The 24,865-nt window shown below is 62.8% G+C and carries 23 protein-coding genes and 1 pseudogene; 19 read left to right on the plus strand and 5 right to left on the minus strand.

What is annotated here, in order from left to right; genetic code table 11:
- Position 1 precedes the first annotated feature (1 nt).
- Together HMI60_RS16815 and HMI60_RS16820 are read right to left on the minus strand one after the other, a co-directional pair.
- A complete protein-coding gene (locus tag HMI60_RS16815; protein ID WP_193590034.1) occupies positions 2 to 1,312 on the minus strand; it encodes an ABC transporter substrate-binding protein in 1,311 nt (436 codons plus the stop codon).
- 197 nt (positions 1,313 to 1,509) lie between these two features.
- Entirely contained in the window at positions 1,510 to 2,505 is a 996-nt protein-coding gene (locus tag HMI60_RS16820) for a LacI family DNA-binding transcriptional regulator (protein ID WP_193590035.1), read from the minus strand.
- A gap of 684 nt (positions 2,506 to 3,189) precedes the next feature.
- On the opposite strand from HMI60_RS16820, the gene HMI60_RS16825 reads away from it, so the two are divergent.
- A complete protein-coding gene (locus tag HMI60_RS16825; protein ID WP_193590036.1) occupies positions 3,190 to 3,897 on the plus strand; it encodes a tetratricopeptide repeat protein in 708 nt (235 codons plus the stop codon).
- Between the two features lie 167 nt (positions 3,898 to 4,064).
- Here the strand turns inward: HMI60_RS16825 and HMI60_RS16830 are convergent, their stop codons facing one another.
- Positions 4,065 to 4,265 carry a hypothetical protein gene (locus tag HMI60_RS16830; protein ID WP_193590037.1) on the minus strand — a complete coding sequence of 67 codons (201 nt, stop codon included), beginning with the start codon at positions 4,263 to 4,265 and terminating at the stop codon, positions 4,065 to 4,067.
- 1,026 nt (positions 4,266 to 5,291) lie between these two features.
- Here HMI60_RS16830 and HMI60_RS16835 point away from each other — a divergent pair.
- From HMI60_RS16835 to HMI60_RS16895, 13 genes and pseudogenes are all read left to right on the plus strand, one after another.
- Positions 5,292 to 5,621, plus strand: coding sequence for a hypothetical protein (locus HMI60_RS16835; RefSeq protein ID WP_193590038.1), 330 nt, complete (start codon positions 5,292 to 5,294; stop codon positions 5,619 to 5,621).
- Positions 5,618 to 7,258, plus strand: coding sequence for a UvrD-helicase domain-containing protein (locus tag HMI60_RS16840; RefSeq protein ID WP_193590039.1), 1,641 nt, complete (start codon positions 5,618 to 5,620; stop codon positions 7,256 to 7,258). The genes HMI60_RS16835 and HMI60_RS16840 overlap by 4 nt, the downstream gene beginning before the upstream one ends.
- A 361-nt stretch (positions 7,259 to 7,619) precedes the next feature.
- The gene (locus HMI60_RS16845; protein WP_193590040.1) at positions 7,620 to 8,423 is read left to right on the plus strand and encodes a hydroxypyruvate isomerase family protein; all 804 of its coding nucleotides are present in this window, start codon (positions 7,620 to 7,622) and stop codon (positions 8,421 to 8,423) included.
- Between the two features lie 54 nt (positions 8,424 to 8,477).
- Positions 8,478 to 9,359 (plus strand): annotated as a pseudogene (locus HMI60_RS16850) (2-hydroxy-3-oxopropionate reductase); the annotation flags it as partial.
- 122 nt (positions 9,360 to 9,481) lie between these two features.
- The gene (gene gcl, locus HMI60_RS16855; RefSeq protein ID WP_193590042.1) at positions 9,482 to 11,257 is read left to right on the plus strand and encodes a glyoxylate carboligase; all 1,776 of its coding nucleotides are present in this window, start codon (positions 9,482 to 9,484) and stop codon (positions 11,255 to 11,257) included.
- Between the two features lie 25 nt (positions 11,258 to 11,282).
- Positions 11,283 to 12,449 (plus strand): glycerate kinase, encoded by a 1,167-nt coding sequence (locus HMI60_RS16860; RefSeq protein WP_193590043.1) that lies wholly within the window; start codon positions 11,283 to 11,285, stop codon positions 12,447 to 12,449.
- Entirely contained in the window at positions 12,442 to 13,791 is a 1,350-nt protein-coding gene (gene allB / locus HMI60_RS16865; RefSeq protein WP_091324862.1) for an allantoinase AllB, read from the plus strand. The genes HMI60_RS16860 and allB overlap by 8 nt, the downstream gene beginning before the upstream one ends.
- Positions 13,792 to 13,802: 11 nt before the next feature.
- Positions 13,803 to 14,540 carry a winged helix-turn-helix domain-containing protein gene (locus HMI60_RS16870; RefSeq protein ID WP_193590044.1) on the plus strand — a complete coding sequence of 246 codons (738 nt, stop codon included), beginning with the start codon at positions 13,803 to 13,805 and terminating at the stop codon, positions 14,538 to 14,540.
- 81 nt (positions 14,541 to 14,621) lie between these two features.
- Positions 14,622 to 15,089: a thioredoxin-dependent thiol peroxidase gene (gene bcp / locus HMI60_RS16875; protein ID WP_018778731.1), complete on the plus strand. Its 468-nt coding sequence runs from the start codon at positions 14,622 to 14,624 to the stop codon at positions 15,087 to 15,089.
- Positions 15,090 to 15,267: 178 nt separating this feature from the next.
- Positions 15,268 to 16,386, plus strand: a complete 1,119-nt coding sequence (locus tag HMI60_RS16880; RefSeq protein WP_110505498.1) for a PP2C family protein-serine/threonine phosphatase — start codon at positions 15,268 to 15,270, stop codon at positions 16,384 to 16,386.
- 19 nt (positions 16,387 to 16,405) lie between these two features.
- Entirely contained in the window at positions 16,406 to 18,394 is a 1,989-nt protein-coding gene (locus tag HMI60_RS16885) for a glycosyltransferase family 2 protein (protein ID WP_193590045.1), read from the plus strand.
- Positions 18,384 to 18,716: an STAS domain-containing protein gene (locus HMI60_RS16890; RefSeq protein ID WP_018778728.1), complete on the plus strand. Its 333-nt coding sequence runs from the start codon at positions 18,384 to 18,386 to the stop codon at positions 18,714 to 18,716. Before HMI60_RS16885 ends, HMI60_RS16890 begins: the two co-directional genes overlap by 11 nt.
- Positions 18,709 to 19,128 (plus strand): ATP-binding protein, encoded by a 420-nt coding sequence (locus HMI60_RS16895; protein WP_039242974.1) that lies wholly within the window; start codon positions 18,709 to 18,711, stop codon positions 19,126 to 19,128. The genes HMI60_RS16890 and HMI60_RS16895 overlap by 8 nt, the downstream gene beginning before the upstream one ends.
- Before the next feature lie 509 nt (positions 19,129 to 19,637).
- Here the strand turns inward: HMI60_RS16895 and HMI60_RS16900 are convergent.
- Both HMI60_RS16900 and HMI60_RS16905 read right to left on the minus strand, forming a co-directional pair.
- A complete protein-coding gene (locus tag HMI60_RS16900; protein WP_193590046.1) occupies positions 19,638 to 20,732 on the minus strand; it encodes an alanine--glyoxylate aminotransferase family protein in 1,095 nt (364 codons plus the stop codon).
- 25 nt (positions 20,733 to 20,757) lie between these two features.
- A complete protein-coding gene (locus HMI60_RS16905; RefSeq protein ID WP_193590047.1) occupies positions 20,758 to 21,999 on the minus strand; it encodes an MFS transporter in 1,242 nt (413 codons plus the stop codon).
- A 62-nt stretch (positions 22,000 to 22,061) separates the two neighbouring features.
- Here HMI60_RS16905 and HMI60_RS16910 point away from each other — a divergent pair, with 62 nt between their 5' ends.
- From HMI60_RS16910 to HMI60_RS16930, 5 genes are all read left to right on the plus strand, one after another.
- The gene (locus HMI60_RS16910) at positions 22,062 to 22,523 is read left to right on the plus strand and encodes a helix-turn-helix domain-containing protein (RefSeq protein ID WP_193590048.1); all 462 of its coding nucleotides are present in this window, start codon (positions 22,062 to 22,064) and stop codon (positions 22,521 to 22,523) included.
- A 76-nt stretch (positions 22,524 to 22,599) separates the two neighbouring features.
- Complete coding sequence (locus HMI60_RS16915) at positions 22,600 to 23,430, plus strand: phosphatase PAP2 family protein (RefSeq protein WP_193590049.1); 831 nt, start codon at positions 22,600 to 22,602, stop codon at positions 23,428 to 23,430.
- 154 nt (positions 23,431 to 23,584) lie between these two features.
- A complete protein-coding gene (gene uraD, locus HMI60_RS16920; RefSeq protein ID WP_018778722.1) occupies positions 23,585 to 24,094 on the plus strand; it encodes a 2-oxo-4-hydroxy-4-carboxy-5-ureidoimidazoline decarboxylase in 510 nt (169 codons plus the stop codon).
- Entirely contained in the window at positions 24,091 to 24,432 is a 342-nt protein-coding gene (uraH, locus tag HMI60_RS16925; RefSeq protein ID WP_193590050.1) for a hydroxyisourate hydrolase, read from the plus strand. Before uraD ends, uraH begins: the two co-directional genes overlap by 4 nt.
- A gap of 91 nt (positions 24,433 to 24,523) precedes the next feature.
- Entirely contained in the window at positions 24,524 to 24,856 is a 333-nt protein-coding gene (locus HMI60_RS16930; protein ID WP_039242993.1) for a hypothetical protein, read from the plus strand.
- Positions 24,857 to 24,865: the final 9 nt, after the last annotated feature.

Below are 24,865 nucleotides of genomic sequence, written 5' to 3' on the forward strand. Positions count from 1 at the left end.
GCTAGAAGCTCGCTTTGGCGGTGGTGATTTCGTCAGCCATCTTCTTCACGGCGTCCTCGGTGGAGGCGGTGCCGGAGAGGACAGCGTAGACGTTCTTGTAGATCGCCTGGCTGATCTGCGGGTAAACCGGGGAGATCGGGCGCGGCTTGGCACCCTTCACCGAGGCGAGGAGTTCCGTGGCGAACGGCATCTTTTCTAGCACAGCCACGTCAGAATAGGCGGCCTCGTTGACCGGGGCCTGCGAGTAGTCCATGGCCACGTGCTTCTGCCAGTCCGGGGTGGTGGCGAAGTCGATGAACGCGACAGCCCCTGCCTGGTTGGTGGAGTGGGCCGAGATTGCCAGGTTCCAACCGCCGAGCACGCCGGAGGCCTTGCCGCCTTCCCATGCCGGCAGCGGTGCAACCGCGAAGCTGGACGCGAGCGGTGTCGCGTTGAGCAGGCGGTAGACGTGCGGCCAGTTGCGCTGGTATCCGAAGTCGCCGGACTCGTAGGCGAGGCGGGCGGGGTCTTCGTTGTAGGTGAGGACGGCGCGGTCGGCTGAGCCGTTCTTGAGTCCGTCGCTCATGAAGTTGAGCACGTCGCGGGTTTCTTTGGAGTCGATTTTGACGTCGCCCTGCTCGTTAAGGACTTCGCCGCCTGCGCTGTAGAGCATTTCGAGGAAGTTCACCGTGAGGCCCTCGTACTGCTTGCCCTGGTAGACGTAGCCGTTGCCGGGAGCCTTGGCGGCTTCCGCGTAGAGCTGCTGCCAGGACTCGGGCTTGGCCACCTTGTCCTTCTGGTAATAGATCAACCCGGCGTTGGTGAAGAACGGCGAGCCCCAGTACTTGTCCTGGTACTTGGTGGTTTCCACAGTGGAGGGAATGAGCCGGTCCTTGTTGGCCTCCACCAGCTTGGTCTGGTCCAGCAGCCAGCCCTGGGAAGCGAACTCGGAGGTCCAGATGACATCCGTGACGAAGAGGTCGCACTCGGTGGACTTGCCTTCGAGCCGCTGCACGATCTGCGTGCGGGCTTCATCCGTGGTGGCGCCGATCTCGGTGTACTTGGCCGTGACCTTGCCGTTCGCCTTGGTGAACGCCTCCGCCGTGCCCTTGTAGATACCGCTTGCATCCTTGACGCCGCAGATGTTCACGGCACCGCTGGCATTAGCGCCCGACGCCGGGTCGGCAGCTGCTGCTTGCTCGGCACCTTGAGGCGCGGCTCCCCCGCCGCACGCGCTGAGGAGGAGGGCTGCGGCTATGGCGGTCGCCGCTCCGAGGGCTTTGCGGTTTCTAGCTTTGTTCTGGAGCGGGAGAGCAGGTCGGTTCAAGTCCACAAGTGGCTCCTTTGGTGGCTGTGGGGATGTTCAGGCGGCGCGGGTTGGCTGTCCCGCGTGCTGAGGGTGGCTTCTTTGCCGGTGGTGCTTGTGATCCGTGGAATCGATTCCAAATGTTTCCAAAAGAATCGGCCTTGCGGCCGTGGAATCGATTCCAAAGTAGTGTGACAGGGACCACTGAGGGCTGTCAACCCTCTTTATTTGGTGGAGTCCCGGATGACGAGTTCGTGCGGGAGAAAGGTTCTTCCCTTGCGATGTGAGCCCTCGACGGTCATCCGCTCCAGGAGTTCGGCGAAAGCGACTCGGCCCATTTCGTAGGCGGGTTGGCGGACCGTGGTTAGCTCTGGGACGCACATTTCTGCCTGGGCCGAGTCGTCGAACCCGGCTACGGCGATGTCTTGTGGAACTCTCAGTCCGGCATCCGTGAGTTCCCGAACGCACCCGGCTGCGACGACGTCGGTCCCGCAGAAGACGGCGTCCGGGAGGTCTTTTGCTTTGAGAAGCTTCTTGGCGAGCGTACGGCCGGCGTGGAAGCCGAAGTTGCCTTCGCCGAACAGGATCTGGTCCGATTCCCGGCCCGACTCCTTGAGGGCCTGCCGGAATCCTTCTTCGCGCAGCCGGCCTGAGCGGGCGCCTCTATGGGCGAGCATGGCCAGTTTCTTGGCGCCGGTGTCGATGAGGTGTTTCGTGATGTCGTAGGCAGCCTGGCGGTCATCGATGGACACCCCGAACGCTGCCTCGGCATCGACGATTTCACAGACCTGAATCACGCTCAGTTGTTCTGCGACCGTGTTCACGTCACCGTCCGGCATTGTTGGCGAAAAGATGACGAGTCCGTCCACAGATCCGTTCCGCAGCATGTCGACCAGTTTCTGTTCGCGATCCAGATCCCCGTCAGTGGCTGCGATGAGGCTGACGTAGCCCGAGCCAGCTGCAGCATCGCCGACACCCCGGAAGACCTCGCTGATGACGAGCGAGTCTAGGTTCTTGGCCAGCGCAAGAACGCGCATTGTCCGGTCTCTTCGAAGATCCCGCGCGGAGGCCAGTGGGCGATAGCTGAGCTGACGGATGGCCGCGTTGACCTTTTCCTTGGCCGCCTCGCTTACAGCCGAGCTCCCATTCAAGACGCGCGAAACCGTACCCACGGACACACCCGCCGTTTTGGCGACGTCCTGCACTGTCGGCCGAGCCATTATTTGTCCTTCCGCGAGCAGCGACGATGGTCCTTGCCGCCACGCCACTACCGTGCCCATAGGCGTTTCTCAGCATAGCTGGGGAAGAATATGCATGTTGCATCAGCGGATGTTACGGGCCGGCCGCAGTGAGCCCATGCGATCCGCCAATGGTCAACATTTGCCACCCTCGAGGTGCGAATTGCCTAGGAGCCAGATATCTTCACTCGCGGAGGAGATTAGTCGGGAGCGATATTCACAACCGGAGCAATCCTCCATTTCAAATTTCCTCAAAATGTTTACCAACGAATAATCTCCCCTAAAGGCACCGCTCACGCGTCCGAGGGGAGGAAAGTGCGAATCTAGCTCAGCTCGCTGACCCCTGGAATACGTGAGTTTCAATTTGTGACCCGGCCCTTTGATAAAGGCCAATCATCAGCGGAAACGACCGCGCGTACAGGAGTAGCAGGTCCAGACAAATACGAATCCATCACAGGCGCGTAGGAGACAGAGAGCAACGCGGCCAAGCAGCCATCGGGGGGAAGCGTCGCCTGAAGGGCTACTGAATCGATCGCTAGACGTATTGAAGAGCCAACTACTAGGTTCGAGATGAGATCCTTAGCGTCCGGGGACGCTGCAGGCCTATATGCTGGCAGTCGGGGCAAGCGATCTGTGCCTCAGAAAGTACCTGAGGAGAACTAATTCATGGTGGATGTAGCCCCACTCGTGGTAAGTGTTGTTGCACTCTTGGTTTCCATTTACAGTGTTTGGAACAAGCAGCGTGAGAGCCAGCGACAGACGCTCCTTCGGCTGAACACCGTCGTGGATGAGCTCAACAAAGTTTCGTATGACCTCCAAAAGGACAGTGACCAGTACGTGGCCACCGCGCAACTGGTTCCAACGAGTCTAAACTCTGTCGCCAACGGTCGGCGTGAAATCTTATGCGCAGAGGCGATACAACTCGCGGGTCTCATTAAGGGGGGTTTGACAATCAGTCAGTTGCGAACGGTGGCGGCTGGTTTTTCAAATGCTGGGTACCTCCAAAAAGCTGAAAGCCTTCTACGGCAAGGTACTAGCCGCTCCATCTCAGGCCCCGAAAAGATGTTTGTCGAACGAGGACTGGGTCTCGTTCTCCTGCGCATGGGAAAACACGATGAAGGTAGGCAAGCATTTAAGAATGCCCTTACAGTAACGCTCGACAAATCTGACGACAGACACTGGCACAGAGCGGAAACTCTAATTCGTTGGGCAGGCCAAGAACGACTCTGCGGCGACCTTTCGAAATCGTTGACGCTCCTGGAGGAAGCTGAATCCGAGGCTCGGCTAGTCATAGACCGGAACAGCATCGAGCGACTCGACCGTTGGATCGCTGTTGAACGAGGTCAACTGGAGCGGATCGGCAAGCAACGGTGAAGGTTGCGCGAGTCCGGGTTCAGAGGTTTCGAGGTTTTCAGGAAGCAGTGCTGTCCTTCTCCACTCACACCGTCATCTCCGGTGAGCCAAGAGCCGGACGCACCGACCTTGTCGAAGCACTGCGACGAGTTCTGTCGTTCGGGAGCACACGGAACAGAGTCAACCCGCTAGATATCCATCGCCCGCTGCCCGCTGACGGGGACGTGCCGCTTACCGAGGTAGAAGTAACCCTCCTGGAGCTCGGACCACAGCTTGAAAGGCTGTTCGATGAGAGTCTCGAATCCTTTGACGCCCGGACTGGGGAGCTCGCGGACACCGGCGGCGCTGCCACGTCCGTCCTGGGTCTTCGTCTCTGTTACAGGGCTCATTACGACTTTGAAACGGATACAGGCGACCATTGGGTGGATTTTCCAGGGCGCAGCGCACCTGAATATGATGTGTTTAGACGCGTCGGACGCGCAGAACGCGAAGCTTTGCCGGTCCTTTTCATCAGCAACAATCCACCCCTCCAGCTCCGGGCAGAAGGGGCACTTCGCGAGCTTCTTACAAACGCCGGCTCTCAATCACTGCAGGACGAGCTGTCAGTGCTGGACCACGGAATCCATACTGCCACTCAGGCATTTTCGAAGTCTGGGGCTGTGAGGGCCGGGGTGGCAGCGGTCCTGAACGCTGGTCCTGCCGATCTTGTCGGGTTGACAGATCCCGGCAAGGTGGAATTTGTCCCTGACGACGGTTCGTTGGCCGCGCTCCTCCGAGCTCTACAGCCCTCGCTAGAACTGGACACAGCAGTGGTTCTTCCGCTCCGATCGCACGGGTCAACACTGCAAAGTATCTTTTCAGCAGCGGAGGCTGTTGCTGCGGGGCGTTCAAAAGCGGGCCAGCTAGTCATCATTGGCGATGACTTCGGAGAAGGTCTAGACGCAGCTTCGGCAGAACACATGGCAACTATCCTTCACCGAGAGGCGAACCAGACTATCCTCACGACGCGGCGATCCGAAGTCGTCCGCGCTTACGCACCAGAAGATCTTATGAGACTGACTGTAAGTCACGGGCGGAGGATGCAGCATAGGCTGTCGCCGACCACTTCAAAGTCGGAGCGTGTTTCACGTCGCCTGGTTCTCGAACAGGTCATGTCGGCGCTGACGGCTCGTACCCTCGTTCTCATGGAGGGACCTCTTGATGTTGAGGGGTACGGCGCTTTCGCATCACGGCTTGCGATGAGGAGCGATAACCGACGACACAGTCTCTCAGCAAATGGGATCCGGCTAATTGCGCCTCCTGGTACTGACGGGGGTATCAGCCGTCTCCCCCTAATTGCCCGCTTTGCCCTTAATCTGGGGTTTCATGTACGAGCCGTCGTAGACAATGACAAACCAGGGCACGAGGACCCTGCCGTGGACGAACTGGGCAGCATAGTAGAGCAGCTTGTAGTGTTGCCGACGAGAACTGCCGTTGAGGCTGCGCTGATCCGTGGCATTCCAGGAGCAAGTCTCAGGAAGAGCGTTGATACTCTCATCCCACTAGGCATGCCCACGTTACCCAGCGAAGTCGCAGACAACCGAGTTGCCGATTACCTTATTTCACAGAAGATTCTAAAGAAGCAGGGTTTACATGTCGCATGGGTGCACGGACTTGAAGAGCCCGCTCCTATAGCCAGAGCGGTGGTGGAAGCAATCTGCGGAGACACGCTAGGCCGCATCGACATCGGAGATGTCAGTAGATGATCTTTGCCCCGCAGAATTCACAACAAAGACAAGTCGTAGAGACTCAAGCCAAACTTACGGTCGTTCTTGGTGGCGCGGGAGTCGGAAAGACTACTAGCGCCCTTGCTGCAGCCCGGGCGCATCTGGACAGAACCACAGATGTTGACCCAACTGGCCGTGTCCTCTTCTTGTCATTTTCTCGAGCTTCAGTTGCTCGCATTTCCTCCCGGACTCAATCAATTCTGGGTAGAGCCAGCGAGCGAGTCGATGTCATGACATTTCATGCACTCGCTTTCTCTCTCGTCCGCCGGTTCGGACGGCTAGTGGGTCACCCTACGCCAGTGCTTGTGAGTCCGGCACGGCAAAGGATTGGAAAAAAGCGAGGAGAAGTTGGCTATGAGGATCTGTTTCCCCTTGCACTTCAGGTCGCGAAGGCATCTCCTGCCGTGCGCAAACACGTTGGCTCGCGGTGGAGTCTCGTAATCGTTGACGAGTTCCAGGACACAGGGGACGCGCAACAGCAACTCCTCGAGCTTGTAACGCCCAATTCGCGCGTGATCCTACTGGGCGACCCGGAACAGTGCATTTATACCTTTCTCGCGTCGGACGGAGTTAGATACGAGAAAATAATTGAGGCGTCAGAGTCTGCTGGGAGGAACAACACGATCGTGCTTCCCCCGACTTCTTTTCGGGACCCAACGGGCGTCATCCCTGCTGTCGCAACTGCCATTAGACAACGGCGGTTCAAGTCGCCCGTCCTAAGCGAGGCTGTTGCGCAAGGGCGTCTCAGAATCCAAAGCGGAATACCGCTCAGCGAAGAAACATCGGAAGTCGCTAGGGTCGTTAGGGCTTTGCGGGATGAAGGGCTGGGTGTTGCAGTCTTTACCCACCATAACGACATGCTTGCCACCCTCTCGGATGCCCTGGAAGAGGCTGGTATCCAACATGAAATCGCGGGATTGAGCGATGCCGTGGCAAGTGCACTGGACGCACAAGCGGCGATGCTGCGGTTCGGAGTAGGTTACGCAGCGTGGGACGTCGTACTCGACGCGTTGGCCGTCTTCGTAACTAGTGCTCAAAGAGGTTCCCGAGTTCCGCAACTCGCCCACCGGCTCTTGACGGGCAACGGTGACGCGGCGCTTAAAGAGCGCCTGAGCAGTCTGAAAGCCTCTCTCCACGACTCACGTGACATTGAAGACCTCTCAACGACCGCCATCTCTGCACGGCAGTCCCTCAAACTTCCAAGTAAATCGAGCGCTTGGGAGCAGGCATCGACCCTGCTCTCGACGATGCAGGCTCGAGCGCTTCGGCTGTCGGGCCACGGGTCCGACATGCAAAAGATAGCCGTAAGCATTAGCGCCCAAGCACGAGAAGCATCCTTTGATGCACTTACCGAGAGCTCACTGAATCTACGTGATGTGCAACTAATGAACCTCTATCAAACGAAAGGCCGCGAGGCCGACGCAACTGTAGTCGTGTTGCGCGAGGGGGACTTTCTAGGAAGCGAGAAGGAACCGTTTCCAACCACAAGCAGACTTCTCTATGTTGTATTCTCCCGAGCAAGACAAAAAATCGTAGTCCTCCTCGTCGGCAGTGTCCTACACCCCGCAGTCGCTCCTCTACGTCTTTTGCCTCAGGCACCGTTTCGTTCGCTGTAGAGCGAACACCCCCTTGAGAGTCCCCGCACGCGACTGCTTGCTACGCGGCACAGTGGGCAATTGGCTAAGGATCAAGGACCCAGCCGCTAAGTTCTTGCGAGTCTCCTGGCGATAGCTCTTCTCTGCTCGCGGCAGCCCGGTCCGATTACTTTTAACGGACAACCAGCTTTAGCCAATCAGACCCACGTGGTATCCCAAACCCCCACCTCCCCACCCACCCCTTGACTCGCACCCCCACCTTCCCTAGACTTTTCATAAAGCAGAATCTAAATTCCACAAAGCGGAAACTGAAGCCAAGCAACAAGGCCGCAGCCAAGCACACGGGAAGATAGATCCAAGCCCCTCCTCGGAAGGACCTACGATGACGTACACAGTGAACTGCTCCATCCTCCTGACGGAGCTGCCCTTGCTCGAGCGCCCCGCCGCCGCGAAGGCAGCCGGTTTTGACGCCGTCGAGTTCTGGTGGCCCTTCGCCACGTCGGTTCCCACCGACAAAGAGACAACCGAGTTTGAAACAGCCATCAAGGACGCCGGCGTTCAGCTCACGGGCTTGAACTTCAACGCCGGCAACATGCCCGGCGGCGACCGCGGCCTGGTTTCCTGGAAGGGACGTTGCTCCGAGTTCAAGGACAACATCGACGTCGTAGCCGGCATCGGTGAGCGCCTGGGCTGCAAGGCCTTCAACGCCCTCTACGGCAACCGCCAGGATGAGTTCACCCCTGAAGAGCAGGACGAACTCGCGGCAAAGAACCTCGCCGCAGCAGCGGAAGGCGTCGCCCGCATCGGCGGCACAGTCCTCCTCGAACCGGTCAGCGGCGCACCCAAGTACCCGCTCCTCACCGCCGAAGACGCACTCAAGGTCATCGCCCGCGTCAAGGCAGAATCCGGTGCACAGAACATCAAGCTCCTCGCCGACTTCTACCACCTGGCAGTCAACGGCGACGACGTCGAATCCGTCATCGAGAACCACGCCAAGGACTTCGGCCACATCCAGATCGCCGACAACCCCGGCCGCGGCGCCCCCGGAACCGGCACGCTCCCCCTCGGCGAATGGATCGCCCGCAGCCGCGAACTCGGCTACTACGGCTACATCGGCCTCGAGTACAAAGAACCGCAGGAGACGGCCTTCAGCTGGGCCATCCGCCAGCGCGCCAACGCCAACTAAGCACCCAGCTCAACAAGCACACCTGAGCTAAAACAGACTTTCAGAAAGAGAACCACAATGAGCAACGTTGCAGTCATCGGCCTCGGAATCATGGGCCTCCCCATGGCCATCAACCTCGTCAAGGCCGGCCACACGGTCACCGGTTTCAACCGCAGCCAGGACAAGATCGACAAGCTCGTCTCCGAAGGCGGCCAGGGTGCCACGAGCATCGCTGACGCAGTCAAGGACGCCGACGTCGTCATCACCATGGTCCCGGACTCCCCCGATGTTGAGGGCGTAGTCAGCGGCAAGGACGGCGTCTTCGCCAACGCGAAGAAGGGCACCATCTGGATCGACGCCTCCAGCATCCGCCCGGATGTCGCCAAGCGCCTCTCCGACGAGGCCACAAAGGCAGGCATCCGCCCGCTCGACGCTCCCGTCTCCGGCGGCGAACAGGGCGCAATCGACGCCGTCCTGTCCATCATGGTCGGCGGCGCAGCTGAGGACTTCGAGGCAGCACAGGATGTCCTCAACGCAGTGGGCAAGACCATCGTCCACGTCGGCCCGTCCGGCTCCGGTCAGACCGTCAAGGCAGCCAACCAGCTGATCGTAGCCGTCAACATTCAGGTCCTCGGCGAGGCCATCGCCTTCCTCGAGGCTTACGGCGTAGACACCGACGCAGCACTGAAGGTCCTGGGCGGCGGCTTGGCCGGCTCCAAGGTCCTCGACCAGAAGGGTCAGAAGATGCTCGACCGCAACTTCGACCCCGGCTTCCGCCTGGCCCTCCACCACAAGGACCTCGGCATCGTCACCTCCGCAGCCCGCGAAGCCAACGTCGCTGTCCCGCTCGGCGCCGTCGTCGCACAGCTCGTCGCCGCAACCGTCAACCAGGGCGACGGTGGCCTCGACCACTCGGGCCTCTTCAAGCAGGTCCTCCAGCTCAGCGGCCGGAAGTAAGACCAGCCCCCACGGCAAAAGAGTTTGTGTACAGCTGACGCCCGGAAAACACCTTCTAGAAGGCGTTATCTGTACACAAACTCGCTTCAGCACACCCAAAAACAGACTTCAAGGAGTACACCATGGCAAAGATGCGCACCGTTGACGCGGCAGTCGCCATCCTGGAAAAGGAAGGCGCCACCGAGGCTTTCGGCCTGCCAGGCGCAGCGATCAACCCCTTCTACTCAGCAATGCGTGCCCACGGCGGCATCCGCCACACGCTGGCCCGCCACGTTGAAGGTGCCAGCCACATGGCTGACGGCTACAGCCGCGCCGCTGATGGCAACATCGGCATCTGCGTCGGCACGTCGGGTCCCGCTGGCACGGACATGATCACCGGACTGTACGCAGCCCAGGCTGACTCGATCCCGATCCTCTGCATCACCGGCCAGGCACCCGTTGCCAAGCTGCACAAGGAAGACTTCCAGGCTGTGGACATCGAGTCCATCGCCAAGCCGTTGACCAAGTTCGCCATGACCATCCTGGAGCCGGGCCAGGTTCCCGGCGCGTTCCAGAAGGCATTCCAGCTGATGCGCTCGGGTCGTCCGGGCCCGGTCCTGCTGGACCTGCCCATCGACGTCCAGATGGCCGAGATCGAGTTCGACATCGACGCCTACGAGCCCCTGCCGGTGGAGAAGCCCAAGGCTTCCCGCAAGCAGCTGGAAAAGGCACTGGACCTGCTGACCGCAGCCAAGCACCCGCTGATCGTTGCCGGTGGCGGCATCATCAACGCCGGCGCTTCCGCTCAGCTGGTTGAGCTGGCCGAGGTCCTGAACGTTCCGGTTATCCCCACCCTGATGGGCTGGGGCGCCATCCCGGACGACCACCAGCTGATGGCCGGCATGGTTGGCCTGCAGACCTCGCACCGCTACGGCAACGAGACGTTCCTGCAGAGCGACTTCGTGATCGGCATCGGCAACCGTTGGGCCAACCGCCACACCGGCGGCCTGGACACCTACACGGCCGGCCGTAAGTTCGTGCACATCGACATCGAGCCGACCCAGATCGGTCGCGTTTTCTCGCCGGACTTGGGCATTGCGTCCGACGCCGGTGCGGCGCTGGACGGTCTGTTGGAGCTGGCACGCGAGCGCCAGGCTGCAAAGACCCTGCCGGACTACTCGGGTTGGGTTGCCGAGTGCCAGGAGCGCAAGGGCTCCCTGCACCGCAAGACCAACTTCGACAACGTGCCCATCAAGCCGCAGCGCGTGTACCAGGAGATGAACAAGGCCTTCGGCCGCGACACCACCTACGTGTCCACCATTGGCCTGTCGCAGATCGCCGGCGCACAGATGCTGCACGTGTTCGGTGCCCGCAAGTGGATCAACGCAGGCCAGGCCGGCCCGCTGGGTTGGACCGCTCCGGCAGCACTCGGTGTAGTGAGGGGTACCCCGGACGCCACCGTTGTTGCCCTGTCCGGTGACTACGACTTCCAGTTCATGATCGAAGAACTGGCCGTGGGCGCACAGTTCAACCTGCCGTACATCCACGTTGTGGTGAACAACAGCTACCTGGGCCTGATCCGTCAGAGCCAGCGCGGCTTCAACATGGAACAGAACGTTTCCCTGGCTTTCGAAAACATCAACAGCCCGGAGACAAACGGCTACGGCGTTGACCACATCAAGGTTGCCGAAGGTCTGGGCTGCAAGGCCATCCGCGTTGAGGACCCCAACGATCTGCCCGCCGCCTTCGACAAGGCCAAGGCCCTGATGGGCGAGTTCAAGGTTCCCGTGGTTGTTGAAGTGATCCTGGAAAAGATCACCAACATCTCCATGGGCGTTGAGATCAACGGCGTGAACGAGTTCGAAGAGCTGGCAGAAACCGCGGCGGACGCACCCACCGCGATCCTGGCCAAAGCGTAAGTAAGTAAAGGAAGGAGGCACCGGAATGCGTGTTGTCATCGCCCCGGACAAATTCAAGGGCTCGCTGTCCGCGCCCGACGTCGCCGAGCACCTGGCAACAGGCCTGCTGGCAGGCTTCGGCCACGGCATTGAAGCAACACGCATTCCGGTGGCCGACGGCGGCGAAGGAACCATCGACGCCGCCATCGGCTCCGGCTTCACCCGCCGGACCACCACCGTCACCGGCCCGCTCGGCGAGCCTGTGAAGGCCGACTTCGCGGTGCGGGACCAGGAAGCTGTCATCGAAATGGCGGCAGCTTCCGGTCTCGCCCTCCTCCCGGACGGCCCCACGTCCGAGACGGCCAAAACAGCCACCAGCATCGGAACGGGCGAACTCATCCGCGCCGCGCTGGACCTCGGCTGCCGCAAGATCATCCTGGGTGTCGGCGGCAGCGCCAACACCGACGCCGGCGCAGGCGTCCTGCAGGGCCTCGGCGCCGTCTTCCTGGACAAGAACGGCAACGAGCTCCCCGGCGGCGGTGCCGCTCTCGCGGACATCGACAGCATCGACTTCTCCAACTTCGACGTCCGCGTAGAGGCAACGGAGTTCGTGTTGGCGTCCGACGTCGACAATCCCCTTTTGGGGGCCAGCGGAGCCCCGGCCATCTTCGGTCCGCAAAAAGGCGCGACGCCGGACGACGTCACCGAACTGGATGCCGCGGCAAGCCACTTCGTCGACGTCCTCGCAGCCACCACCGGGCACCATGCCAAGTACGCCGCCAAGGCAGAAGGCGCTGGAGCCGCAGGCGGCGTTGGCTACATTGCCATCGCGGCACTGAAGGCAGAGCGGCGGCCGGGCATCGACGTCGTGCTTGAATTCACTGAACTCGAGCGCAGGCTCAAGGGCGCCGACCTGGTGATCACCGGAGAAGGCAGCCTGGACGAGCAAAGCCTGCTCGGCAAGACGCCCATGGGTGTCTCGCGGGCGGCACAAAGGGCCGGGGTTCCCGTGATCGCAGTGTGCGGCCGGAGTACCCTGAGCCGGGAACAACTCACGGATGCCGGCTTCCACACGGTCCACGCACTGACCGATCTGGAAAAAGATGTCCAAAAATGTATCGCTGAAGCAGGTCCGTTGCTTGAACAATTAGGGAAGCACATAGGCGTGTACCTGGCGGAACGGACCGAAAACAAGGAGTACCTCAATGTCTGAAGCAATCGGCGCCTATGACCTCGTTATCCGGGGCCAGCGCATCCTGACCACCGCCGGCCTCGCAGCCCGCGAAGTTGGCATCCGCGACGGCGTCATCGTCGCCATCGAACCCCTGGGCAACGGCCTGACGGGCAACGAGGTCATCGAACTCGCAGACGACGAAACCCTCATCCCCGGCCTGGTGGACACCCACGTCCACGTCAACGAGCCCGGCCGCACCGAGTGGGAAGGCTTCGCCTCCGCCACCCGTGCCGCAGCCGCCGGTGGCGTGACCACCATCATCGACATGCCGCTGAACAGCATCCCGCCCACCACCACCGTGGACGGCCTGGAACAGAAGCGCGTTGTCGCCAAGGACCAGGCGTTCGTGGACGTCGGATTCTGGGGCGGTGCCATCCCCGGCAACAAGAGCGACCTCCGCCCGCTGCACGACGAAGGCGTCTTCGGCTTCAAGTGCTTCCTCCTGCACTCCGGCGTGGACGAGTTCCCGCACCTGGACGCGGACGAGATGGAAGAGGACATGAAGGAACTCAAGTCCTTCGACTCCCTCATGATCGTCCACGCCGAGGACTCCCACGCGATCGACCGCGCCCCGCACCCGGGCGGCGACCACTACGAGACCTTCCTGGCCTCCCGTCCCCGCGGCGCCGAGAACAAGGCCATCGCCGAGGTCATCGAACGTGCCCGCTGGACCGGCGCCCGCGCCCACATCCTGCACCTCTCCTCCTCCGACGCGCTGCCGATGATCGCTTCGGCAAAGCGCGACGGCGTCAACCTCACCGTTGAGACCTGCCCGCACTACCTGACGCTCATGGCCGAAGAAATCCCCGACGGCGCCACGGCCTACAAGTGCTGCCCGCCCATCCGCGAGGCCTCCAACCGCGAGCTCCTCTGGAAGGGCCTGCAGGACGGCACCATCGACTGCATCGTCTCGGACCACTCCCCCTCCACACTGGATCTGAAGGACCTGGAAAACGGCGACTTCGCAGTGGCCTGGGGCGGCGTTTCCTCCCTCCAGCTGGGCCTGTCCCTGATCTGGACCGAAGCGCGCCACCGCGGCATCCCGCTGGAACAGGTCGTCTCGTGGATGGCCGAGAAGCCCGCGGCCCTGGCCCGCCTGCACAACAAGGGCCAGCTCGCCCTGGGCTACGACGCCGACTTCTCCATCTTCGCTCCGGACGAGGCCTTCGTTGTGGACGTCACCAAGCTCAAGCACAAGAACCCGATCACGCCGTACGACGGCCGTCCGCTCGCCGGCGTCGTCCGCAAGACCTACCTGCGCGGCACCCCGATCGACGGCCAGAACCCCGGCGGCAAGCTGCTCCGCCGCGGCAACGTTTAGGGTCCAGCGCCATGGCAGTCAATGCCTACGGGCCGGCCCCGTCGCGCGGTTCTTCCGCGCGACGGCCCGGCTTGAACGCGCGCGGCCTGGCACTTTGGGTCAACCCGGCCGAGGGCGACGAGATCGATCCTGAGGTCTGGGAGCGGGCAGCACGACTTGTGCTGGCCCGCGCCATGAAACTTGCCCCGGAGGCGGAAGTCCGCATCTGGCCCGCCATCGGGGCACAGCACTCCGGCGTCGGCGACACTTCCTGGGGCGGCACTCCGCAGGAAGCCGCCGACGCCGGTACCACCCCTGGAGGAGCGAGCACACTTTCGCTCGCCGATGCCCTCGCCGAGGCCCGTTCCACGACAGGTTCCGACGGCGGCGACGGCGCCTCAGCGGGCGGCAGCACCGCCGTCGAGCCCGTAACTTTGGCGAGCCGCCGCAGCCAACTTGCGGTGGACCTCGCCGCTGAAGTAGTCCTGCTCGACGGCGAGCCCGTGGCCTTTACTGGCATGGAATACAAGCTGCTCCGCTACCTCGTGGTGAACTGCTCACGGGCCATCAGTCGTGAAGAATTGCAACGTTTCCTGGAGTCATTTGACCTTCCCGGCGCGGCATTTCGCTCGATCGACGTTTATGTTGGAAGGGTGCGGCGGAAGCTAGGCTCCGCCCGACACACCGTCGCCACCGTCCGTGGTGGCGGCTACCAGTTCGTGCCAGGGCCCTATGCCACAGTGCGCGGACCTGCGGAATACAGCATCTAACTTCGCTGTTCTGTCTTCTAGACAATCCGTTTTTTGAATGACCAATGCCGGCCGTTTGCCGGTGAAACGTAAAGGATCGCCATGACCCAGAAACTCCTCGTCGGAACGCAAGCACCTGACTTTGCGCTGCTCGACGCCGACGGCACCAAGGTCTCGCTGTCCGACTACCGCGGACGCAACGTCATTGTGTACTTCTACCCGAAGGCGGCCACCCCCGGCTGCACCACCGAGGCCTGCGACTTCCGCGACAACCTCGCCAGCCTGCAGGGCAACGGCTACGACGTCATCGGGATCTCCCCGGACGGCCCCGAGGCCCTCGCCAAGTTCACCGGCGAATTCGCATTGACCTTCCCCCTGCTCTCTGACGAAGACCACAAGGTTGCACTGGCCTACGGCGCCTGGGGCGAGAAGCTGGTTGACGGCGAAATCGTCGAAGGCCTGGTCCGCTCCACCGTTGTCCTCGACGGCGAAGGCACCGTGAAGCTCACCCAGTACCAGGTTTCTGCACAGGGCCACGTCCAGGCGCTCAAGGAAGAGCTGGGCGTCTAACCCTCGCTCACATCCCGCGTTCTTCAACCCGACGCTCGCTCACATCCCGCGTGCTTGAGCGAAACCCTCGGGCAGATAACTGAACAAATCCTGTAACGCCCGCTCACCCATATGAGCGGGCGTTACATATGTCATGACTAAACGTGACAAATACCCAGCATCATTAGTTAATGGAGCCATGGTCTCAACCTCGCCCCCTCGCCATGCTGTCGTCGTCGAAGATGACGCCGACATCCGCGGCCTCCTCGTACTCGTCCTCGAGCAGCTCGACTTCGTGGTGACCGAGGCACCCGACGGTCTTTCCGGCGTCGAGGCCGTCCGCAGGACCAACGCCGAACTGGTGACCCTGGACATCAACCTCCCAGACATCGACGGCATGGAAGTGTGCCGCCGCCTCCGCGAATTCTCGGATGCCTACGTCCTGATGCTCACCGCCCGGGCCGACGAAATCGACCGCCTCAACGGCCTGGACACCGGCGCGGATGACTACATCAACAAGCCCTTCAGCCCCAAAGAACTCCAGGCCCGCATCCGCGCGCTGTTCCGTCGGGCCCGCACGCCCGCTGCTCCCGCCGAAGATCCGCGGCAAAGCGACGAACTCGAGCGCGCGGCGGTTGTGCAGCAAAGCCTCCTCCCTCGCGAAACAGTCCGGCTGGACGGATACGACGTCGCCGGTGCCTTCCGTCCGACGCGCAGCGTTGGCGGGGACTTCTACGACTGGTACCAGACCCGCGACGGCATGCACCTGACCTTCGCCGACGCCATGGGCAAGGGAATGGGCGCCGCCCTGATCGCAGCCACCGTCCGTGCCGTGATGCGGTCCGTCGCTGACACGCCCGCCATTGATGACGCCTTCGGTTCCGCCAGCCTCACCATCGCCGCCGACCTCGACCAGTCAGGCTCGTTCGCCACGATGTTCCACGCCCGGCTGGACAGCGCGTCCGGAAAGCTCAGCTATATCGACGCCGGCCACGGACTCGCGCTGCACATTCCGGCTGAGGGGGCGGCACAGAGGCTCATCTCCGCCGGTCCGCCCGTCGGCATCCTGGACGGACAGCACTGGCCGGCTTCGGAGCTGGACCTGGAGCCGGGAGATTCCCTGGTGATCGTCAGCGATGGTGTGCTGGACGCCCACGACTCCCTGGAGGACTTCCTGCGGAACGTCGAGAAAGCCGCGCGTACCGGGACTACCTCGGACGAAGTGTGCGCCGCCCTGCTGGAGCTGGCACCCGCGGCAACAGCCGAAGACGACGTGACCGCCGTCGTCGTCCGCCGCAGACCTGACGCTACGCACTAAAGCCACAAAAGGGGGGAATGTGACACGATTCTGGACTCGGTTGATCGTTGTCCTGACAGTGATTCTGGGCGTCAACTATGTGGCGTGGCGCTGGATGGCGTCGCTCAACTGGGATGCTTGGTGGATCGCCGTCCCGCTGGTGATTGCAGAGACGTACAGCCTGATTGACGTGATGTTGTTCGGCCTGACGGTCTGGAACATCAAGTTCCGCAAACCGCCGCCCCCGGCCCCGGACACGGCCACCGTGGACGTCTTCATCACCACTTACAACGAACCCCTGGACCTCGTGCTGACCACAGCCCTGGCCGCCAAGAAGATCACCTGGCCGCACAGCACCTGGATCCTCGACGACGGCGATCGCCCCGAGATGCGCCAACTCGCCGAATCGCACGGGATCGGCTACGTGACGCGCGGTGCGGACTGGACGCCCGACATGCCGCGGCACGCCAAAGCCGGCAACCTGAACAACGCGCTCATGATCACCTCGGGCGAGTACCTGTTGATCCTCGACGCCGACCAGATCCCCGAGCCGGACATCTTGGACAAGACGCTGGGCTACTTCAACGACGACCGCGTGGCCCTGGTCCAGACCCCGCAGTACTTCATCAACGTCCCCGCCGACGATCCCCTGGGCAGCCAGGCACCCCTGTTCTACGGCCCCATCCAGCAGGGCAAGGACGGCTGGAACGCCGCGTTCTTCTGCGGCTCCAACGCAATCCTGCGCAGGGAAGCGCTCATGCAGCTGGGCCTGGTGGGCTACGTGAAGGCCACGGAGAAGAGCGTCCGCCGCGCCCTCGCAGCGTCCCGGACCGCCATCAAGAAGGCGCGTCGCTCTGCTGAGGCTGAGAACCCGCTGGTAGAGCAGATGCTGAACGAGGTTGAGGCCGCCACGGAATCCGCCCAGAAGGAACTCGAAGCCGGAGCATCCCTGAGCGAGATCACCTACCGGGTCCGCCGCAAAGTGGACGACGCCGTCCGAACCCTCGTGGCCGCCGACTTCTCCGCGCTCCAATCCGACCTCGAAGAAATCGCCGCGATGGAACTTGCCCACGTCGGTGAGTCGGGCGTCACCACCGTGGCGAGTGACGCCGTCGACCGTATGTCAGGGCGCGACTGGTCCCCTCTGGGTGCGCTCGAGTCCGTCCACGCCGTCTTGGACGCCATCTCGGTGGAACGCACCGACGAAGCCCAGCCGATCATGCCCCTGGCCACCATCTCGGTCACCGAGGACATGGCCACCGCAATGCGCCTGCACGGCCTGGGCTGGAAGAGCGTGTACCACCACGAAATCCTGGCCAACGGCCTGGCGCCCGAGGACATCAAGACCATGCTCACCCAACGCCTCCGCTGGGCCCAAGGCACCATCCAGGTCCTGCTCCGCGAGAACCCCCTGGTGCAGCGTCGTCTGTCGTGGGGTCAACGGCTCATGTACTTCTCCACCATGTGGAGCTACCTGAGCGGCTTCGCGGCCGTTATCTACTTCGCCGCGCCCATCATCTACCTGACGCTGGGCATCCTCCCGGTCAGCAGCTTGAGCTACGACTTCTTCATCCGCTTCATCCCGTTCATGGTGGTCAACCAGCTCCTGTTCCTGGTGGCCGGGCACGGGATTCCCACCTGGCGGGGGCAGCAATACAGCCTCGCGCTGTTCCCCACCTGGATCAAGGCCTGCACGACGGCGGCCCGCAACGTTTGGTTCGGCCGTCCCCTTGGGTTCGCGGTCACCCCCAAGGCGCGGCAGAGCGGCGGCCCGAGTTGGAGCCTCATCCGCCCGCAGATCATCGTGGCTGTGCTGCTGACTGTTGCGTTGATTGTCGGCCTAATCCGGTTGCTCGCCGGAATGTCCGAGCCTCTGGGGACACTGGTGAACGTGGCCTGGGTGGCGTTCGACCTCGTGGTCCTGAGCGTGCTGGTCAAGGCAGTTTTGTACAAGGGTTTTGTGCCTGAAAATGGGCCCGAGCATAGTGGGCCGGAACGCCCGGAGGAAAGGAAAGCAGATGCCGTTTAGCTATGAGGTCAAGGACTCCTACGCGGAGGTGAAGAGCGTGGGCCGGCTGAACATGGTGGCCGCGCCCAAGCTGCGTGAGGTAGTGAATGAGGTGGTGGCCGGCGGGTCCAGCCGCGTCGTGGTCAACCTGGCCGAAACGGACTTCATGGATTCCTCGGGCCTGGGCGCACTCATTGGCTGCCTCAAAGCGGCACGCCAGGCCGGTGGTGACCTTCGGATCGCGGCCGTTCAGCCGCAGGTCAAAATGGTCCTGGAACTGACCAACATGGATCGCGTCCTCACTGCCTACCCCACGGCCGAAGCCGCGTTCGGCGATGACTGACATACTCGCCCGGCGGGGATACCACGGGCCCTCCAACGAAGACGCCATCGAAGCCATCCACAACGAGCTCGACTCCCTGTGGGACGACGCCTCCTTTGTGCCCGACATGGACAGGATGACCTTCGCCACCGCCGTGATCGAAGCAGCGGCGAACATCGTCCAGCACGCCCTTCCCGTGGCTGAGAAGCCGGTGGAGATCGACGTCGACATCAGCGTCCGCCCGGCCCGACTCATTGCCCGGGTGAGTGCCTTTAATGCCCGGGAACCGTTCGCCGACGACATGCAGGCCTCGATGCCCGATGCGGAGGCAGAGTCCGGACGTGGGCTGGCGCTGATCGAAGCTTTGGTGACGACGGTGACGTTCGAGCGCCAGGACGGCACGAACACCTGGATCCTGACCCGGAACACCTGACCCTTGCTGACATCCCGGGTGCTTGGGCCGGACGCTTGCTCACATCCCAAGTGCTTCAACCGGACGCTTGCTCACAACCCAAGTGCTTCAACCCAACCCTTACTCACATCCCAAGTGCTTCAATCCAACCCTTACTCACATCCCAAGTGCGTGAATCCAACCCTTACTCACAACCCGGGCGCCTCAACCCAACGCTTACTCACAACCCGGGCGCCTCAACCCAACGCTTACTCACAACCCGGGCGCCTCAACCCAACGCTTACTCACAACCCAAGTGCTTGAACGCAACCCTCCGTCACAACCTCGGCTTTTGAGCCGCAACGCGTTTTCTTGACCCTTCGCCAAGCGCAACGCAGCGTGGAAGCGCTCGGAGGATCCGCCGTCGAGCGTTCCAGTGAACCGGGTGTCCAGGTAACCGCAGCACGGCCCGGAAGACGAGCAAGCGTCAGGACCAAACACGCGGGATGTGAGCAAGCGTCAGGACCAAACACGCGGGATGTGAGCGAGCGTCAGGCCTTGGCGATCGCTTCCTTCAGCGCACCGAGCACCAGGGTCACCGAGGCACTGTTGGCGTTCGGGCCCATCATGCCGATGCGCCACACCGTATCCGCGAACTCCCCAACCCCCGAGCCGATCTCCATGCTGAAGTTCTCCAGGAGGTAGGCGCGGACGGCAGCCGAGTTGACGCCGTCGGGCACTTTGACCGTGGTGAGGCTCGGCAGTCGGGAGCCCTCGGCGGCAAACAGCTCGAGCCCCATTTCCTGCAGCCCGTCCTGCAAAGCGGCGCCCGCCGCCCTGTGCCGCCCCTGCACAACGTCCAGGCCCTCCGCCAGGATGCGGTCCAGTGCGGCTTCGAGGCCTGCGATCATCGTGACCGGCGCAGTGTGGTGGTACGTCCGGGCTCCGCTCGCCGCGCCAACGTAACCGCCGAGCAGGCCAATGTCGAGGTACCAGGAGCGGGGGTCCTTGACACGGCGTTCGAAGGCGCGGTCGGACACCGTGAACGGCGAGAGGCCCGGCGGAACGCCGAGGCACTTCTGGGTTCCGGCGTATCCGACGTCGATCCCCCAGTCGTCTGCCAACAGCTCCAGTCCGCCGATGGACGTGACAGCGTCGGTGATGAGCAGGGCGTCACCCTTGCCCGCACCGAGGGCAGCGATGTCGGAGAGCACACCCACGGACGTCTCGGCGTGAACCGCGGCGATGACCTTGGGATTGGGGTGCGCTGAGAGAACGCGGTCGGCGTCCACAGGCTGGCCCCACTCGTAATCCACGCGAACAACCGTTGCCCCGCAGCGCCGGGCGACCTCGCACATGCGCACCCCGAATAGTCCGTTGACAGCGATGACTGCCACGTCGCCGTCGGACACTGTGTTCACGAAGGCTGCTTCCATCCCGCCTGAACCGGTGGCACTCAACGGAAGAGTACGCGCGTTGGAGGTGCCCCAGACGGTTCGGAGTCCTTCGCAAGTGTGGTCGAGGCGCTCGATGAACACAGGGTCGAGATGACCCAGCACGGGATACGCCAACGCGGCCATGGCTTCGGGGTAGCAATTGCTCGGACCGGGACCGAACAGGAACCTGGACGTCAGAATGTCTGGCATGGCGAACTCCTTCAGCTGGTTGAGGTCATTCTGCCCCAGCATGCTGGGCGGAGCGAACCAAGCCCGCAGGCTTCTTGGCGTGCCGGACCCTGTCCGCACCCCACACCGCGAGCGCAAGCAATGCGAAGATCGCCCCGAGCACGCTGGCTCCAGCCCAGCCCGAGGCGTCAAACACCGGCGCTACAGCCGCAGCCCCAGCCGCGCTGCCTACTGAATAGAACACCATGTAGCTCCCAATAATGCTGCTGGCTGACTCTTCAGCCCCGGCCACGATCATGGTCTGGCTGCTGACGTGGACAGCCTGCACCGCAGCGTCCAGGACGATGATGCCGGCGATGAACCACAGCAGCGACCAACTTCCCATGGACAAGGCGAGCCATGAACCCAGGAGAGCAAAGAGGCTCACCCCAGTGACGCGCTGCCCCCAGCCCCTGTCTGCCGCAGCACCGGCTTTGGACGCCGCCAGTATCCCCACGAGCCCGGCCAGCCCGAAGAGCCCGATAGCACCCGGAGGCAGGTTCCAGGCCGGACTGCCCAGGAGCAGCGACATACCGCTCCACAGCACGCCGAAGGACGCAAAGAGCAGCATGGTAATCAGGGCCCGGGTGCGGAATACGGGATTGTTCCGGGTCAGCACGACGACGGAGCAAACGGCCCGCCAGTAGCGCACCTCTCCCCGGTCGCGGTTGTCGGACGGCAGGGTACGGAAGACCGCGACGGCGAGGACCGCCCCAGCTCCGGCCGCGAGGACGTAGACCGAGCGCCAACCCCAGAGATCCGTCATGCCTCCCGCCACTGTCCGCGCCAGGATAATGCCACTCACGACGCCGGCAGTGACGGTTCCGATGTTTCCTCCCCTTTGCGCGGGGGTGCTTGAGGCGGCGGTGAACGCCACGATGGTCTGCACGACGGACGATGCCAGGCCCAGGAGCAAGAAGCCGACGAGAAGGGCAGCCGGGGAGGACGCCAGGGCTACGGCCGTGGCTCCTGCCGAGGTGGCCCCGATCTGCAAGGCGATGAGTGCCCGGCGGTTCACCAGGTCGCCCAGCGGCACCACGAGGACCAGGCCGAGGAGATACCCGGCCTGGGCCGATGCCACCACCCAGCCCACGCCGGCAACAGGAATTCCCACATCCGCTCCGATGCGTTCAAGCAGGGGTTGTCCGTAGTAGAGGTTCGACACCATGAACCCGGCGACGACGGCGAGCAACAGCAAGTGGCGACGGCCCAGTCCCGCCGGGGTGCTTGTCTGAATGCCGTTCCTCATAGAGCGCCTCCCGCAAGATGGTTTCAATATGCAACCATCTGACCCTATGGCAGAATGGTTTCATGTTGCAACCAATCGACATGGACTGGACAGACCCCGAGTGCCCCGTCGCCAGGACGGCTGACTTGGTAGGCGATAAGTGGACCTTGCTGATCATCCGGGACTCACTGGACGGCAAACGGCGGTTCTCGGAGTTCCAGAAGTCCCTGGGCGTGGCCAAGAACATCCTCTCGGACCGCCTGCGACTCCTGGTGGACAGGGGGATCCTCGCCCGGATTCCCAACGATCGCGGAACACGGAGTGAGTACGAACTCACAAGTGCCGGGCTCGACCTCTTCACACTGATCCTCAGCCTCCGGCAATGGGGCGAGCGGAACGCGTTCGGCATCAACGAACGCCACTCCGTCCTACTCACCCACGCTACGGGTCAGCCGGTGCCACAGTTACGACCCCTGAGCCCGGACGGCAGTGACCTCCAGCCCCAGGAAACGCTGGTGGTCAAAGTGGGCCAGCCGGCACCGTGACCCGCCCCAGGTTCCCCCGAATCCAAACTGCTAAGGTTACTCACCAATACCGAAGCCGCCACGATAGGGGACGCAAGTGACGACTGAAGGAAACGGGCCCGCAGAAAAGGGCATACGGGGCGAGGTGCACCAGGACCGCTTCGTTGCGGGACAGGACCTGACGCGCTGGAAGTCCCCCGCCGGCCGGACCTTGGCCCGGGGCGCCGAATGGGTCACCGGACTCCTGGGCCCATATGCCGCACTCATCATCACCCTGGCGGTGGGCCTGGGCGTCACCCTGACGTTGGCCTGGGCGTTCGGCGAAGTGTATGAGTCAGTGACCGAAGCAGATGGGGTCGCAGGCTTCGACCACCCCGTTCTGGATGCTGCCAAGTCGGTCCGGTCCCCCGCTGTGGACGCGGCCATCACGGCCTACACAAATGTCGGCGGCACCGTGGGCATGCCCATCATTGCCGTGGGCATCATGATCTTCCTGGCCACACGGCGCCGCTCATGGACACCCGTCATCCTGATGCTCGCGGCCGGACTGGGCTCCCTGGTGATCACCATCCTGGGCAAGCCGATCTTCGGCCGCACCCGCCCCGACCAAGCCGACGCAATTCCGCCCTATGAGCATTCAGCCTCCTTCCCCAGCGGACACTCCCTGAACTCGATCGTGATCGCAGGCATCGTGGCCTACCTGGTCATCCTGCGGCTCAACACCACGCGGGCACGGGTGGTCACGGTGGTCGTGGCGGCAGCCTTCGCCTTCACCATGGGCTTGAGCCGCGTCTATCTTGGCCATCACTGGCTGACCGACGTTCTGGCCGCGTGGGCCATCGGCATCGCCTGGTTGGCCTTGGTCATCACCGCGCATCGGCTCTACCTGACAGTGCGCACACGGCGTCATCGCGAGGTAGTCTCTTGACACCGGGCGGGCCGCTCGGCTTAACTGAATTACGTATGCTGAAATAACAGTTCCATGATGCGGAAGCTTGAAGCACCAGACTTCCTCCCGATAAAGCGGGAGTTCCGCATAGCCCACACCATGGATGCCAGCATTTTGCACGAGGATGACAAGCATGGAGCTTGCAGTATTCAACACGGCTGACCGGGACGAGGCCATCAAGACCTTGACCCCCTGCCTGGACATCAGCCGCTGGGTGGAAACCATCGTTGACGCGCGCCCCTACGCCAACGTCGACGAACTCCTGGGACAGGCCCAGCGCGCCGCCGAGCCGTTCACCCCTGCCGAAGTGGAGTCAGCCATGGCCCACCACCCACGGATCGGTGAACGACCCAAGGCCCAAACCACCGAAGCCGCGATGTCGCGTTCGGAGCAGGCCGGTGTGGACCCGGGTGACAGCCAGACAACAGCAGCGCTGGCCGAAGGCAACCGCGCGTACGAGGAGAAGTTCGACAGGGTCTTCCTGATCCGTGCTGCAGGCCGCAGCGCACAGGAGATGCTCGCCGCCCTCCAGGAACGCCTCACCCACACCCCCGAAGAAGAAGACACAATCGTGGCCGGCCAGCTGCGGGAGATCGCACTGCTGCGGCTCTCCGGACTGATCAGCGAAGGAGTCAACGCATGAGCGTTTCACAAGTCACCACGCACATTCTGGACACCGGTTCCGGCCGCCCGGCGGCGGGTGTCGCCGTCGTGCTTTACGTCCGCGACGGCGACGACTGGACCTTGGTGGGCAAGGGCGAAACCGACGCCGACGGCCGGATCAAGAACCTGGGCCCCGAGCGGATTCCAGGTGGCGCCTACCGCCTGAACTTCGCCACAGGTGCATATTACGAAGGCCTGGGCACGGAGACGTTCTTCCCGGAAGTGGACCTCCACTTCACAGTTTCCGACGCCGGCGAGCACTACCACGTGCCCCTGCTGCTGAGCCCGTTCGCGTTCTCGACGTACCGCGGCAGCTAACCCGCCCCGCCGGTGTGACAGATGATGCCAATGTTCCCCGCGAACATTGGCATTAACTGTCGCATCGGCGAGGAACGGTACGCTTGAAGACATGGCTTCAGAGGACACCACCCCCAACACCGCCCGCCGCGAAATCACCGTTCGCCGGGCACCCAAGTTCGTTCCCTTCATGATTTTGGGCGCGGTGGTGGGCGCGATCGTGGCCGCAATCATCGCCTACGGCCGCCCGGCCGACCCCGCCTTCGATGCCGGCACGGTCTTTGGCTTCTTCCTGATCGTCTGCGCCGGCGGCGGCGTCATCCTCTTCTCGGTCCTGGCCCTGATCCTGGACCGCGTCAGCGTCAAGCGCTCCGAGCGGGCCGTCGTCGAAGCCGTCCCGGATTCGGTTCCGGACGAAGGACCCGAGAACGACGACGTCCGCTAGGTCGGGCGC

This window comes from Paenarthrobacter sp. YJN-D (genome assembly GCF_015040335.1).
In the GTDB taxonomy this organism is placed as follows: domain Bacteria; phylum Actinomycetota; class Actinomycetes; order Actinomycetales; family Micrococcaceae; genus Arthrobacter; species Arthrobacter nicotinovorans.